This window comes from Oscillochloris sp. ZM17-4 (assembly GCF_019599295.1).
In the GTDB taxonomy this organism is placed as follows: domain Bacteria; phylum Chloroflexota; class Chloroflexia; order Chloroflexales; family Chloroflexaceae; genus Oscillochloris.
Window position 1 is genome coordinate 13419 of the sequence record NZ_JAIEWN010000059.1, and the last position, 12689, is coordinate 26107.

The window sequence follows — 12689 nt, forward strand, 5'->3', positions numbered from 1 at the left end:
CCAGCCGGCCCACGCTGAGCAGGGCCGGGCCGGCCTCGCCCAGCCCGAGGCGCGCGCGCAGCGCGGCCCGCAGGTCATCGCGCACGAAGCCGAGGCACTCGTCCACATCGATCGCCGAGGGCACCACCGCCACCCGCGCCGGCTCAACCCCCAGGTAGCGCGGGAGATCATCTTTGGTGCAGGCGTCTGTGGCGATCGCCCGGTCGGCCGCGCGGTGGCCGTAGGCGTAGAGCGCGCGGAAGGGCGCGTAGGCCAGCCACTTGCGCCAGTCGGGGGTGCGGAACTCCTCCATGCCGTGGGGGTTGGCCACGAAGGGGATGCGGCGCAGCAGCGGGTCGCGCGTGCGGATGGCGGCGTAGCCGCTGGCGCAGAGGCCCTGGCTGTGGACCACGTCGAAGGCACCGCGGCGCGCGGCGGCGGCGGCGGTGACGCCCAGCTGCCAGCTGTACCAGGGGTAGTTGATCTGCCGGCCGAGGATGCCGTTGGGCGGGAGCAGCGGCGAGGTGCGGTCGTAGCGCAGGGTGGCCAGCGACCAGCGCCCGCCCGCCAGGGCCGGGATCTCGGCGGCCGTCGGGCGGTGGCCGTCGGGCGGCGGCTGGACGTACAGCGTCCCGGCCACGCCCAGGCGCCCCAGGTGGGTGACGAGGTGGCCGACGTGGCGCTCGATCCCGCCGAACCCGTGGAGCGGGTAGACGACGCGGGCGAGCATGGCGACGCGGATCGTTTTGGCGGGCGGTGTGCTCATGGGCGGCAATTTTACCACAGAGCATCACTGAGGCACTGAGGCACTGAGGTAGTGAGGTATGAGTGCCTCAGTGCCTCAGTGCCTCAGTGCCTCAGTGATGTGCTTGACAGCCGGCGATTCTCTGCTACTATGGAACCAGTTCCAAGATTACGAATGTACTCAGGCAGACGAAGACAGCACACAAGGAGGTGTGATGGCTGCGACGATTCGCGATGTGGCGCGCCTGGCGGGTGTTGGTCTCGGCACCGTCTCACGTGTGCTGAACGACAGCCCCCTGGTGAGCCCGGCCACGCGCACGCGTGTCCTCGACGCGATCGCCGAGCTTCGCTATTCCCCAAGCCAGATCGCCCGCAGCTTCTCGTCAGGGAAGACGCTCACCGTCTCGGTGATCGCCCCCTTCTTCACCCGGCCCTCGGTGGTCGAGCGACTGCGCGGCATCGAGTCGGCGCTCCACGCCAACGGCTACAGCCTGGTTGTCTTTAATGTCGAGACGTCCGCGCGGCGCGACGCCTGCCTTCATGATGTCTCGCGCCACGACCGCTCCGACGGAGCGCTGATCATCTCGCTCACGCCGCGTGCGGGCGAGGTGCAGCTCCTGCGCGATGCGGGCGTACCGGTGGGCCTGATCGATACGTCCGCCGAGGGGATGTACGGCGTGTGCATTGATGATATCTACGGGGGCGAGCTTGCGGTGCGCCATCTGCTCGATCGTGGGCACCGGCGGATTGGCTTTCTGGGCGACTCTGAGGCGGAGGTGCAGGATTTCAACTTTACCAGCAGCCGCCACCGGCAGCTCGGCTACCTGAAGGCTCTTGACGCCGCCGACGCCACCCTGCGGCCCGAGTATCAGCGCTACGGGGTGCATGGCCGCTCCGAGGCGCGCCTGCTGGCACGGGAGTTGCTACAGCTCCCTGAGCCACCGACTGCGATCTTTGCTGCCAGCGATACGCAGGCCATGGGTGTGCTTGAGGCCTCCCGCGATCTCCAGCTGCGCGTCCCTGAAGATCTCTCTGTCATCGGCTTTGACGATATTGATGTGGCCGAGTACCTCGGACTGACCACCGTGCGCCAGCCGCTGTTCATGAGCGGGCAGCGTGGCGTCGAGATCCTGCTGGGCCTGATCGGCGGCGAGCCGCCGGATCCGCCATCGCAGGTGCTGCCGATCGAGCTGGTGGCACGCGGCACTACCGCGCCAATGTGATTGTAGATTGCAGATTGCAGATTGCAGATTGTCCGATCTAATCTGCAATCTGTAATCTGCAATCGAAAGGGGGTGATCGAGATTATGTGGCGCTGATCGCGCAGATTTCTACTAGTGTAAAGATTCAGATGTGCGTTCCAGGTTGCGGTGGCAAAGCATATGTCAATGCGCTCAATCTGCAATCTACAATCTGCAATCTGTATCTTCCTATCGGCACCGTTAGCCTATGTGTACCAATGATGGAGGACACTCAATGCTTCGCAAGTTCTCGCTCGCCATCCTGCTTGTGATGGTCAGCTCCATGATCGCCGCCTGCGGCGGTCAGCCGGCCGCCGCGCCGACCGCCGCCCCGGCGGCGCCGACCGAGGCCGCCGCCGCGCCCACCGAGGCGATGGCCGCCACTGAGGCACCGACCGAGGCGATGGCTGAGCCCACCGCCGAGCCGACCGAGGCGATGGCTGAGCCCACCGCCGAGGCCCCCGCCGCCAGCGGCGCGCTCAACGCCGCCGGGCTCGCCGGCATTAGCCAGGAGCTCGACGACGCCCTCGCCGGCAAGCTGAAGGGCACCACGGTCACCATGACCGGCCCCTTCGTCGACGCCGACGCGGTGAAGTTCGCTGACGCCATGAAGTCCTTCGAGGAGGCCACTGGCATCACCATCCAGTACGCCGGCTCCAAGGAGTTTGAGGCCAGCATCAAGATCGCCGTCGACGGCGGCAACCCGCCCGACATCGTCGACTTCCCCCAGCCCGGCCTGCTGGCCACCTTCGTCAAGACCGGCAAGGTCGTCGATGCCAGCCAGTTCATCAGCGCCGACTGGCTGAAGAAGAACTACAACCAGAGCTGGCTCGACATGGCCCAGATCGAGGGGCCAAGCGGCCCGATCACCGCCGGCGTCTGGCAGCGTGTGAACGCCAAGAGCCTGATCTGGTACCCCAAGAAGGCCTTCGATGAGGCCGGCTACACCATCCCGACCACCTGGGACGAGATGCTCGCCCTGAGCGACCAGATCGTCGCCGACGGCGACTCGCCCTGGTGCATCGGCATCGAGTCGGGCGCCGCCACCGGCTGGGCCGCCACCGACTGGATGGAAGAGATCATGCTGCGCACGACCTCGCTTGAGAACTACGACAAGTGGGTCACGGGCGAGCTGAAGTTTGACTCGCCTGAGGTGAAGAACGCCGCCCAGGTCATGTCGGACCTCTGGTTCAAGGATAACTACGTGCTCGGCGGCCGCGCCTCGATCGTCACCACCAACTTCGGCGACGCGCCCAAGCCGATGTTCGATAACCCGCCCGGCTGCTGGCTGCACCACCAGGGCAACTTCATCACCAGCTTCTTCCCCGAGACGGCCAAGGCTGGCGTGGACTACGACTTCTTCTACATGCCGCCGATCGACCCGCAGTACGGCAAGCCGGTGCTGGTCGCCGGCGACCTGATGGCCGCCTTCAACGACCGGCCCGAGGTGCGCGCGGTGCTGTCCTTCTTCTCCAGCGGCCTCTCGGTGGAGAACTGGATCAAGTCGGGCGGCGCGATCTCGCCCCAGGCCGACTCGAGCCTCGACTGGTACACCAACGAGGTTGACCGCGGCGTGGCCAAGATCATCCTCGACGCCAGCAGCGTGCGCTTCGACGCCTCCGACCTGATGCCCGGCCAGGTTGGCGCCGGCTCCTTCTGGTCCGGCATGACGGCCTACGTCGCTGGGACGATCACTCTCGACGAGGCGATGAAAGAGATCGACGCGGCCTGGCCGCAGTAGCGTGAATTTTTTCCGCTGGGTGGTGGCCTCGCCGCCACCCAGCGGGAAAAAGCTGGGCCTGGAGCGCAGCACCGGCGGAACTGTCGTATCGCAATGGAGCGTAGTATGCAAACAACTGATGTGGATGCGCGGCAGCGTGCTGCGTCTGAGCACGATGAGATGAATGTCGGCCGCCTGGCGCTGGCCCTGCTGCTGCTCGTCGCGCTGTTCGCCGCCCTCTGGTGGGGCTTCGACTTTCTGCGCGCCACCCAGCGCGATAATAGCATGCCGAAGCTGCTGACCGGCATCTTCGCGATCGTCTGGGGCGTCGGCGGCGCCGCCGCCGTCTTCTTCTCGGCAAATTTTACGGTAGAGCAGCTGCCAGTGGCTGCGCGGCGTCAGCTGACCCCCTTTGTCTTTGTTGGGCCGGCTGTGCTGCTCCTGGGCTGGTTCCTCTTTTTACCCACGCTGCGCACATTCTACTTTAGCTTCTTCAATAATGACTCGACCCAGTTTGTGGGCCTGTCCAACTATGTGGCCGCCTTCACCGAGCGCACCATGCTCACGGCCTTCCAGAACAACCTGCTCTGGATGATCTTCGGCACCGCCGGCTGCGTGATCTTCGGCCTGCTGATCGCCGTCCTCGCCGACCGCAGCAACTTCGAGTCGGTCGCCAAGTCGCTGATCTTCCTGCCGATGGCGATCTCCTTCGTCGGCGCGGGCGTGATCTGGCGCTTCATCTACTACTTCTCGCCGCCCGGCCAGCCTCAGATTGGTCTGCTCAACGCGATCGTCTCCGGCTTCGGCGGCCAGCCCCAGGCATGGACGAGCCTGGTGCAGCCCTGGAATAACTTCTTCCTGATCGCCATCCTAGTATGGATGCAGACCGGCTTCGCCATGGTGATCTTCTCGGCGGCGATCAAGGGCATCCCCGAGGATATCCTGGAGGCCGCCCGCGTCGATGGGGCCAAAGAGGTCACGATCTTCTTCCAGATTATGGTGCCGGCCATCCAGGGCACCCTGGTCACCGTCACCACGACGATCCTCATCCTCACGCTGAAGATCTTCGATGTGGTGATCGTCATGACCGGCGGCCAGTATGGCACCAACGTGATCGCGGTGGAGTTCTACCGCAAGCTCTTCACGGCCAACGACAACGGCCGCGGCTCGGCGATCGCGATCGTGCTGCTGATCGCCGTCATCCCGGTGATGGTCTACAATCTGCGTCAGCTGAACAAGCAGGAGGTGTTTTGATGGCCGCTATCACCGCCCCATCCACCGCCAGCGCCAGCAAGGCCAGCGCCAAGCGCCAGCAGCTGATCGGTAAGATTATCGTCAACACGGTGCTGGCGATCATCTGCATCGCCTGGACGATCCCGACCCTGGGCCTGCTGATCTCCTCGTTCCGCCTGCGCGACGATATCTCATCCTCGGGCTGGTGGACGGTGCTGCCGCACCAGGAGTATAAGACGGTCGAGACCTTCCAGCTGGACAAGGAGATCGACCTGCGCCAGCCGATCGTCTTCCCGCCCGAGCTCGGCGGCGGCTCCTACTCCGTCGACGACATCGCCCTGGGCGTGAAGCTGCCCGACGGCCGACAGGCCACCTGGGAGAACCGCCGCGGTCGCCTGCTGGCCATCCAGGCCGGGACGTGGGCGGTCAACACGAACTTCACCACTGAGAACTATGCGACGGTGCTGACCGGCAAGCAGGTTGTGATCAAGAACGCTGACGGCAGCGAGCGCACCATCCAGGGCGACGACCTCTCGGGCGCGCTGATCAACTCGCTCACGGTGGCCATCCCGGCAACGGTCATCCCCATCCTGATCGCGGCCTTCGCCGCCTACGGCTTCGCCTGGATGCGCTTCCCCGGTCGCTTCCTGCTCTTCTCGCTGGTCGTGGCCCTGCTGGTGGTGCCGCTCCAGGTGGCGCTCATCCCCATCCTGCGCGACTACGTCAGCCTCAAGCTGAACGGCACCTACCTGGCGGTCTGGCTGGCCCACACCGGCTTCGGCCTGCCGCTGGCGATCTACCTGCTCTACAACTATGTCAGCCAGCTCCCGCGCGACATCCTGGAGTCGGCCTTCATCGACGGAGCCTCGCACTTTACGATCTTCACCCAGCTGATCCTGCCGCTCTCGATGCCGGCCCTGGCCTCCTTCGCCATCTTCCAGTTCCTCTGGGTCTGGAACGACTACCTGAGCTGGTCCAGATCGAGGGCGCGCCCGCCGATGTGCTGGCGGCGCTCGCCGAGCGGCTGGCCGGGGACGAGCGGGCGATGGCCGCCATCGAGAACCTGCGCGCGATCATCGCCGGCCTCGGCCAGATGGGCGTGCCCGCCGAGCGCTACAAGGTGGCCCCGCGCCTGGCACGCGGCCTCTCCTACTACACCGGGCTGGTCTTCGAGACGATCACGCCGCACTGGCCCGAGGGCTCGCTGCTCGGCGGCGGCCGCTACGACGAGCTGGTCGGCCAGTTCGCCGGCCGTCCCATCCCCACCGTCGGCCTGGCCTTCGGCATCGACCGGCTCCACGATGTGATGGAGGAGCTGGAGATCGGCCCGCGCCCGGCCACCACCGCCGTCGCCTACGTCACCGTCTTCGGCCCCGAGCAGGCGGCGGCAAGCCTGGAGCTGGCCCGCGAGCTGCGGGCGGGCGGGGTGAACACCCTGATCAGCCTCGATAGCGGCGGCCTGGGCAAGCAGCTCAAGGACGCCGACCGCAAGGGCGTGCGCTACGCCCTCGTCCTCGGCCCCGACGAGATCGCCCGCGGCGAGGTGGTGGTGAAGGACCTGCGCGGCGGCGGGCAGCGGGCCGTGCCCCGCGCCGAGGCGCTCGCCGCGATCGCACGGTGAGGGTGTGGGAGAGCTTCGCTCTCCCACACCCTCACCGTGCGCAGTGTTGTTGCTGGCAACAGATAGGCACAAATTTCTTGTTGTTTTGGCCAAAACCAGTGAGGAGCGAGCATGACGCCACACTATGAGCGAATCGCCCACAGCCTGGTCGCCCGTCACCCGAAGCCGATCGGGGTGGTGGAGTTCTACGGCGGCCAGTTCTTCGGCCTGATCCCGGCGACCACCTATGACTACTTCCTAGAGAACCTCTTCGCCGCAGGCTACACGATCATCGCCGTGCCCTTCGAGTTCAGCTTCAACCACGTCGCGGTCGCCGAGTCGCTGCTGGCTGAGCGCGACCAGGTGCGCGAGAAGCTGCCCGAGATCGACGATGTGCCGCACTTCTGGGTCGGGCACAGCCTGGGCTGCAAGTTCATCGCCCTGCTGGAGGCCTACACCGATCCGGCCAGCGGCCTGTATCTGCCGCCCGGCCGCAGCAAGGCCACCGCGCGCCGCGGGATCATCGACGAGCCGTCGCTGCTGATGGCCCCCGATATCGGCGACACCGCCGCGGCCCTGCCGCTACCTGTGCTGCCGCAGATCCTCGACTCCCTCGGCCTGGGCGTGCGCCCGACCCGCGCCGAGACCCAGCGCCTGATCGTTGAGGACGAGCTGTTCCACCTGACGGCCCTGATCTCCTTTGCGGGCGACACGGTCGCCGGCAACGCCTCCGGATCGCCCGAGAAGAACGATGTGCCCTGGTTCATCCAGACGCTGCGCGGTCGCCAGGATGGCACCCTGCTCCACCGCGAGCTCGCGGGCGGGCACCTGGTCCCGCTCGGCGTGCGCCTCGCCGACGTGGTGCTGGAGGTCGATCCGCAGATCGGCCTGCTGCCGGCGGCGCCGCCCGCCGAGCTGGAGCGAGCCGCCCTGGAGCTGCTCGCCGATCTGGGCGGGCGGCGGGTCGCAGGGATCCGGCGTCGCCAGGTGGCTGCTAGCTCAGCCCCGGCGGCAGGCTAAAGCGCCCGCCCTCGTCGGGGGCGAAGGCGCGGGCGGCGACGACGGCGGATAGCTCCAGCGGGCCGTAGAGGTGCGGGAAGCGCACCCCCGGCTCACCCTCCTCGTAGCGCAGCTCGGCGGCGAGCCGGCTGGGGTCGATCTCCAGCAGCAGCAGGTCCTGACGCCCGGCGAAAAAGCGCGCCGCCGTGCCCAGCACCTGCGCCGCCGTCGAGCAGTGGATGAAGCCCTCTGTGGCCAGGCTGTCGGCCGTGTACTGGCCGGCGGCCTGGGCGGCATCCCAGTCGGCGCGGGCGGCGATGTGGTAGATCATCATCATCTCCCGATAGCAGGCCTCTCGGGCAGAGTATAGCACGGTAGGGCTTCTACAAAGTCCTGGGGCTTCGCCCCAGACCCGGTTTTGTATTGGGTTTGGGCGGCTTCGCCGCCCAAACCCAATACAAAACTACTGCGGGGGCGGCGAAGCCGCCCCCGCACCCCCACCGGGAGGTGACGTTGCAGAAGCCCTGTATAGCACGGGGCGGCGCTTGACACGGCGGTGAGGGCAATGTTTAATGGTGAATGTATCATTCACCATTAAACATTCAGCATTCAGCATTATGCTCCGACCACTCACCGTCCTCCTGCTGAGCGGGCTCTGCTTCCTGGCGGCCCAGGGCACCGGGCTGCGCCTGTTCTTCCACCTGAGCTACCTGCTGCTCGGGCTGCTCGCGCTCTCGGCGCTGTGGGCCTGGCTGAACCTGCGCGGGCTGCTTGTCGAGCGCGAGACGCTGACCCTGCGGGCCAACGTGGGCGAGTTCGCCCGCGAGCGGATCAGCATCCGCAACCGCTGGCGCATCCCCAAGCTCTGGATCGAGATGCGCGACGAGTCGGAGCTGCCCCAGCACGGCGCCGGCTTCGTCACCTACCTGGGCGGCCGCCAGCGCGGCCGCTGGCTGGCCCGCACCCTCTGCACCATGCGCGGGCGCTTCCGGCTCGGCCCGGCCACCCTGATCAGCGGCGACCCCTTCGGCATCGTGCGGCTCTCGCGCACGGTGACATCCACCAACGAGATCGTCGTCTACCCGCAGATGGTGGACCTGCCGAGCTTTAAGCTGCCCAGCGCCGAGCTGCCCGGCGGCCAGTCCACCCGCGCCCGCACCTTCAATGTGACGCCGAATGTGGCTACGGTGCGCGAGTATGTGCCGGGCGACAGCTTCAACCGCATCCACTGGCGCAGCACGGCGCGCACCGGCCAGCTGATGGTCAAGGAGTTTGAGCTCGACCCCTCGGCCGACATCTACCTGGTGCTGGACATGCAGGAGCGGGCGGTGGTGCGCGACGCGCGGGCCGCGCGTCGCGGGAGGGCCGAGGAGGACGAGCGCAGCGCGGCGCCCTGGTGGGACCGACAGCCGACCGAGCGGCCCGGCCCGGCCCAGGTGCTGGAGAGCACCGAGGAGTACGCGGTGATGGCGGCGGCCTCGCTGGCCCGCACCCTGCTCGCGCAGAACCGGATCGTCGGCATGGTGGCCTGGGGGCAGCACCGCGAGGTCATCCCCGCCGAGCGCGAGTCGCGCCAGCTCTTCAAGATTCTAGAGGCCCTGGCCGTGCTGCGCGCCCACAGCCCCCAGTCCCTGGCCGAGGTGCTGCTCGCCGAGAGCCAGCGCTTCGGGCGCAACTGCACCCTGCTGATCATCACCTCCTCGGTCGACGAGCGCTGGGTCGGCGCGCTCCAGCAGCATATCTACCGCGGCGTGCGCGCCGCCGTGCTCTTCGTGGACCCGCAGAGCTTCGGCGGCTGGTATGACCCCGAGCCGACGCTGCGCCGGGTGGCCGAGCTGCGCGTGCCGATCTACCGCCTGCGCCAGGGCGACTCGCTCGCCGCCGCCCTCACCACGCCGCTGAGCTTCGACGGGGGGCAGGATTCGGGCGCCGGGGGGCGCTGAGCGGAGACCGACCGACCTGCGCTCTGGCCGGTAAACCCCGGCATTAATGTTTGACACCGCTTGTCGTAGCGTGCTATCATTGCGCGCATATTCGCATGTAACCCGTTAACCGAACAGGCCCTCTCAGATGACCACCCAGAAGCTCAGCGCGGCGCAGATCCGCGAGAAATACCTCCGGTTCTTCGAGCGTCACGGCCACACGATCGTCCCCAGCACCTCGCTGGTTGTGGCCGACGACCCGACCCTCCTGTTTGTCAACTCGGGCATGGTGCCCTTCAAGGATGTCTTCCTCGGCCACGAGCAGCGCCCCTACACCCGGGCCACCACCGCCCAGAAGTGCCTGCGCGTCTCGGGCAAGCACAACGACCTTGAGGAGGTCGGGCCGTCGCCGCGGCACCAGACCTTCTTCGAGATGCTGGGCAACTTCTCCTTCGGCGACTACTTCAAGGCCGAGGCGATCGCCATGTCCTGGAAGCTGCTGACCGAGGAGTTCCAGCTCCCCGTCGAGCGGCTCTGGTTCACGGTGTTCGCCGGCGACGATGAGGTGCCCGCCGATGAGGAGGCCGAGCGGCTCTGGGTCGCCCAGGGCGCCGACCCCTCGCGCGTCCTGCGCTTCGGCCGCAAGGATAACTTCTGGGTCATGGGCGACACCGGCCCCTGCGGCCCCTGCTCCGAGATCACAATCTATATCGGGGACGACCTCGCGAAGATGCGCGCCGAGGGCGTGAACAGCGACGACCCCGACTATGTCGAGATCTGGAACAATGTGTTCATGCAGTACGAGCGGGCGACCATGAAGCCGCTGCCCAAGCCCTCGGTGGACACCGGCATGGGCCTTGAGCGCATGGCCATGGCGCTGCAGGGCGTCCACAGCACCTATGAGACCGATGTCTTCGTGCCGATCATCAACACGGTGATCGCGGCCCTGGGCAGTGACGAGGCCCACTACCGGGCGCACTTCGCCCAGTACCGCGCCATCGCCGACCACAGCCGGGCGATCGCCTTCCTGATCGCCGACGGCGTGCTGCCCGGCAACAACGGCCGCTCCTACGTGCTGCGGCGCATCCTGCGGCGGGCGACCTACCAGGGCCGCAGCATCGGCTTCACCCGGCCCTTTATGGCCGAGGTGATCGCCACGGTGATCGATGAGATGGGCCACGCCTACCCGCAGCTGGTCGACCGGCGCGCGTTCATCCTCGAGTCGGCCGACGCCGAGGAGCAGCAGTTCCTCAAGACGCTCGCCGGCGGCATCTCGCGGCTGAACACGATCATCGCGCAGGTGCAGGCCTCCGGCGGCGCGGCCGTCCCCGGCGCGGACGCCTTCGTGCTCAAGGACACCTACGGCTTCCCGCTCGACCTGACCCAGCGCATCGCCGCCGACGCCGGGCTGCCGGTGGACGAGGCCGGCTACGAGGCGGCCATGGCCGAGCAGCGCGGGCGCTCGCGGGCGGCCGCCCAGTTTAAGCGCGGCGGCGACGCCGACCTCTGGGCCGATAAGGGCCTGCCGAGCACCGAGTTCCTCGGCTACACGGCCACCGCCGCCAGCGGGACGATCCTGGCCCTGGTGGCCCACGGCGACGATGTGAGCGGCGCGGCGGCCGGCGCGCAGGTGCAGGTCGTCCTCGACCGCACGCCCTTCTACGCCGAGAGCGGCGGCCAGGTCGGCGACAGCGGCCACCTCTACGGCCCCGCCGGCGCCGTGCGCGTCGAGGATACCCAGCGCCCCGCGCCGGGCCTGACCGTCCACTATGGCGTGGTCGAGTCCGGCGTCGTCTCCGCCGGCGAGCCCGTGCGCGCCGAGGTGGACGCCGCTCGCCGCGCGGATGTCGAGCGCAACCACACGGCGACCCACATGCTCCAGCGCGCCCTGCGCGATGTGGTCGGCGAGCACGCGGCCCAGGCCGGCTCGCTGGTCGCCCCCGACCGGCTGCGCTTCGACTTCACCCACAACCGCGCGGTCGAGCCGGCCCAGCTGCGCGAGATCGAGAGCCGACTGAACGCCTGGGTGCGCGCCGACGGCGCGGTCTCCTGGGATGTGATGGACTACCAGTCGGCGATCGACGCCGGCGCGATCGCGCTCTTCGGCGAGAAGTACGGCGATAGGGTGCGGCTGGTGACGATTGACAGGGGACAGGGGATAGGGGATAGGGGACAGGGAACAGGGGACGGGCCGCAGAGCCCGCCACCTGCCCCCTTCTCCACCCGCGACTCGCGCGAGCTCTGCGGCGGCACGCACGTCGGGCGCACCGGCGAGATCGGCTACGTGCGGGTGGTGGGCGAGAGCAGCGTTGGCAGCGGCGTGCGCCGCATCGAGGCGCTGACCGGCCGCGGCGCCGAGCAGTGGGCCGAGCAGCAGGCCGAGCTTCTGCGCGACCTGGCCGCGCGACTCGGCGTGCCGACATCCCAGGTGGCCGAGCGGGTCGAGCTGCTGATCGGCGAGGGCAAGCAGCGCCAGCAGGAGCTCGACGCCCTGCGCGGCAAGCTGGCCCGCGCCTCGATCGAGGGCCTGCTCGACACGGTTGATCGCTCCGGCCCGGCGCCCATCCTGGCCGCCGAGGTGCAGGCCGAGGACACCAACCGCCTGCGCGAGATGGGCGACTGGCTGCGCGATAAGCTGGGCAGCGGCGTGGTCGTGCTCGGCGCGGCGATCGGCGATAAGCCCCAGATCCTCACGATGGTCACGCCCGACCTGGTGAAGCAGGGCTACCACGCCGGGAATCTGGTGAAGGCGCTGGCCCAGATTGTGGGCGGCGGCGGCGGCGGGAGACCCGAGATGGCCCAGGCCGGCGGACGCGATCTGGGCAAGCTGGCCGACGCGATCGCCCGCGCGCCCGCGCTGGTGGCGGAGCAGAAGAAGTAATGTTGAATGTTGAATGCTGAATGTTGAATGCCCAACATTCAGCATTCAGCATTCAACATTCCCCGGAGGGGAAGGCATGGTCGCCGATACAACCGCCCTGATCCTCGCGCTGCCGGACGACACCGCCGACACGCTGCTGAAGAAGATCGGTCAGTCGGGGACGCTCCAGGCGCAGCTGCTCGTGCCCGACGGGGTGCCCGGCCTACAGCAGCAGGCGCAGCTGGAGCGATTGCACGCCCTGGCGGCGCGCGGTAGGGTAGAGCTCACCCTGATCAGCTCGGACCCGCAGACGCTGCGGGCGGCCCGGCTGGCCGGGATCGAGACGATGCAGGTGCGCGACGCCCATGTGGTGGCCCCAACGCCGCCCCCC

Annotated in this window: 9 protein-coding genes and 3 pseudogenes; 10 read left to right on the forward strand and 2 right to left on the reverse strand. The window is 67.9% G+C overall.

Annotation, left to right across the window (positions count from 1 at the left end; translation table 11 throughout):
- The coding region (locus K2Z83_RS25200) for a glycosyltransferase family 4 protein (protein WP_220597937.1) at positions 1–745 on the reverse strand (745 nt) is incomplete at its 3' end.
- 193 nt (positions 746–938) lie between these two features.
- Here K2Z83_RS25200 and K2Z83_RS25205 point away from each other — a divergent pair.
- The 7 genes and pseudogenes from K2Z83_RS25205 to K2Z83_RS25230 all read left to right on the forward strand — a co-directional run bounded on the left by K2Z83_RS25205 (position 939) and on the right by K2Z83_RS25230 (position 7537).
- Positions 939–1946 (forward strand): LacI family DNA-binding transcriptional regulator, encoded by a 1008-nt coding sequence (locus K2Z83_RS25205; RefSeq protein ID WP_220597938.1) that lies wholly within the window; start codon positions 939–941, stop codon positions 1944–1946.
- Between the two features lie 253 nt (positions 1947–2199).
- Positions 2200–3705, forward strand: a complete 1506-nt coding sequence (locus K2Z83_RS25210; protein WP_220597939.1) for an ABC transporter substrate-binding protein — start codon at positions 2200–2202, stop codon at positions 3703–3705.
- 105 nt (positions 3706–3810) lie between these two features.
- Positions 3811–4938 (forward strand): carbohydrate ABC transporter permease, encoded by a 1128-nt coding sequence (locus K2Z83_RS25215; protein WP_220597940.1) that lies wholly within the window; start codon positions 3811–3813, stop codon positions 4936–4938.
- Positions 4939–5543: 605 nt separating this feature from the next.
- Positions 5544–5828 (forward strand): annotated as a pseudogene (locus K2Z83_RS29450) (ABC transporter permease subunit); the annotation flags it as partial.
- Positions 5829–5917: 89 nt separating this feature from the next.
- Positions 5918–6154 (forward strand): annotated as a pseudogene (locus K2Z83_RS29455) (ATP phosphoribosyltransferase regulatory subunit); the annotation flags it as partial.
- A 69-nt stretch (positions 6155–6223) separates the two neighbouring features.
- On the forward strand, positions 6224–6538 hold the full coding sequence (locus K2Z83_RS29460; protein ID WP_255604500.1) for a His/Gly/Thr/Pro-type tRNA ligase C-terminal domain-containing protein: 315 nt from the start codon (positions 6224–6226) through the stop codon (positions 6536–6538).
- Positions 6539–6649: 111 nt separating this feature from the next.
- Positions 6650–7537: a DUF1350 family protein gene (locus K2Z83_RS25230; RefSeq protein ID WP_220597941.1), complete on the forward strand. Its 888-nt coding sequence runs from the start codon at positions 6650–6652 to the stop codon at positions 7535–7537.
- On the opposite strand, the gene K2Z83_RS25235 is transcribed toward K2Z83_RS25230, so the two are convergent.
- Positions 7512–7847 (reverse strand): DUF952 domain-containing protein, encoded by a 336-nt coding sequence (locus tag K2Z83_RS25235; protein ID WP_220597942.1) that lies wholly within the window; start codon positions 7845–7847, stop codon positions 7512–7514. The two genes, K2Z83_RS25230 and K2Z83_RS25235, sit on opposite strands and share 26 nt — an antisense overlap.
- Positions 7848–8088: 241 nt before the next feature.
- Between K2Z83_RS25235 and K2Z83_RS25240 the strand changes: the two genes are divergently transcribed.
- The 3 genes and pseudogenes from K2Z83_RS25240 to K2Z83_RS25250 form a co-directional block, all read left to right on the forward strand.
- Positions 8089–9459 (forward strand): DUF58 domain-containing protein, encoded by a 1371-nt coding sequence (locus tag K2Z83_RS25240; RefSeq protein ID WP_255604498.1) that lies wholly within the window; start codon positions 8089–8091, stop codon positions 9457–9459.
- Positions 9460–9586: 127 nt separating this feature from the next.
- On the forward strand, positions 9587–12319 hold the full coding sequence (gene alaS, locus K2Z83_RS25245) for an alanine--tRNA ligase (protein ID WP_220597943.1): 2733 nt from the start codon (positions 9587–9589) through the stop codon (positions 12317–12319).
- A 13-nt stretch (positions 12320–12332) separates the two neighbouring features.
- Positions 12333–12689, forward strand: a pseudogene (locus K2Z83_RS25250) (hypothetical protein); the annotation flags it as partial.

What these genes read in the sequence shown, in the direction of transcription:
- K2Z83_RS25230 (WP_220597941.1), top strand. Translation starts at nt 6,650, where the DNA reads ATGACGCCACACTATGAGCGAATCGCCCACAGCCTGGTCGCCCGTCAC.
- K2Z83_RS25205 (WP_220597938.1), top strand. Translation starts at nt 939, where the DNA reads ATGGCTGCGACGATTCGCGATGTGGCGCGCCTGGCGGGTGTTGGTCTC.
- K2Z83_RS25210 (WP_220597939.1), top strand. Translation starts at nt 2,200, where the DNA reads ATGCTTCGCAAGTTCTCGCTCGCCATCCTGCTTGTGATGGTCAGCTCC.
- alaS (WP_220597943.1), top strand. Translation starts at nt 9,587, where the DNA reads ATGACCACCCAGAAGCTCAGCGCGGCGCAGATCCGCGAGAAATACCTC.
- K2Z83_RS25235 (WP_220597942.1), bottom strand. Translation starts at nt 7,847, where the DNA reads ATGATCTACCACATCGCCGCCCGCGCCGACTGGGATGCCGCCCAGGCC.
- K2Z83_RS25240 (WP_255604498.1), top strand. Translation starts at nt 8,089, where the DNA reads ATGGTGAATGTATCATTCACCATTAAACATTCAGCATTCAGCATTATG.
- K2Z83_RS25215 (WP_220597940.1), top strand. Translation starts at nt 3,811, where the DNA reads ATGCAAACAACTGATGTGGATGCGCGGCAGCGTGCTGCGTCTGAGCAC.
- K2Z83_RS29460 (WP_255604500.1), top strand. Translation starts at nt 6,224, where the DNA reads ATGGAGGAGCTGGAGATCGGCCCGCGCCCGGCCACCACCGCCGTCGCC.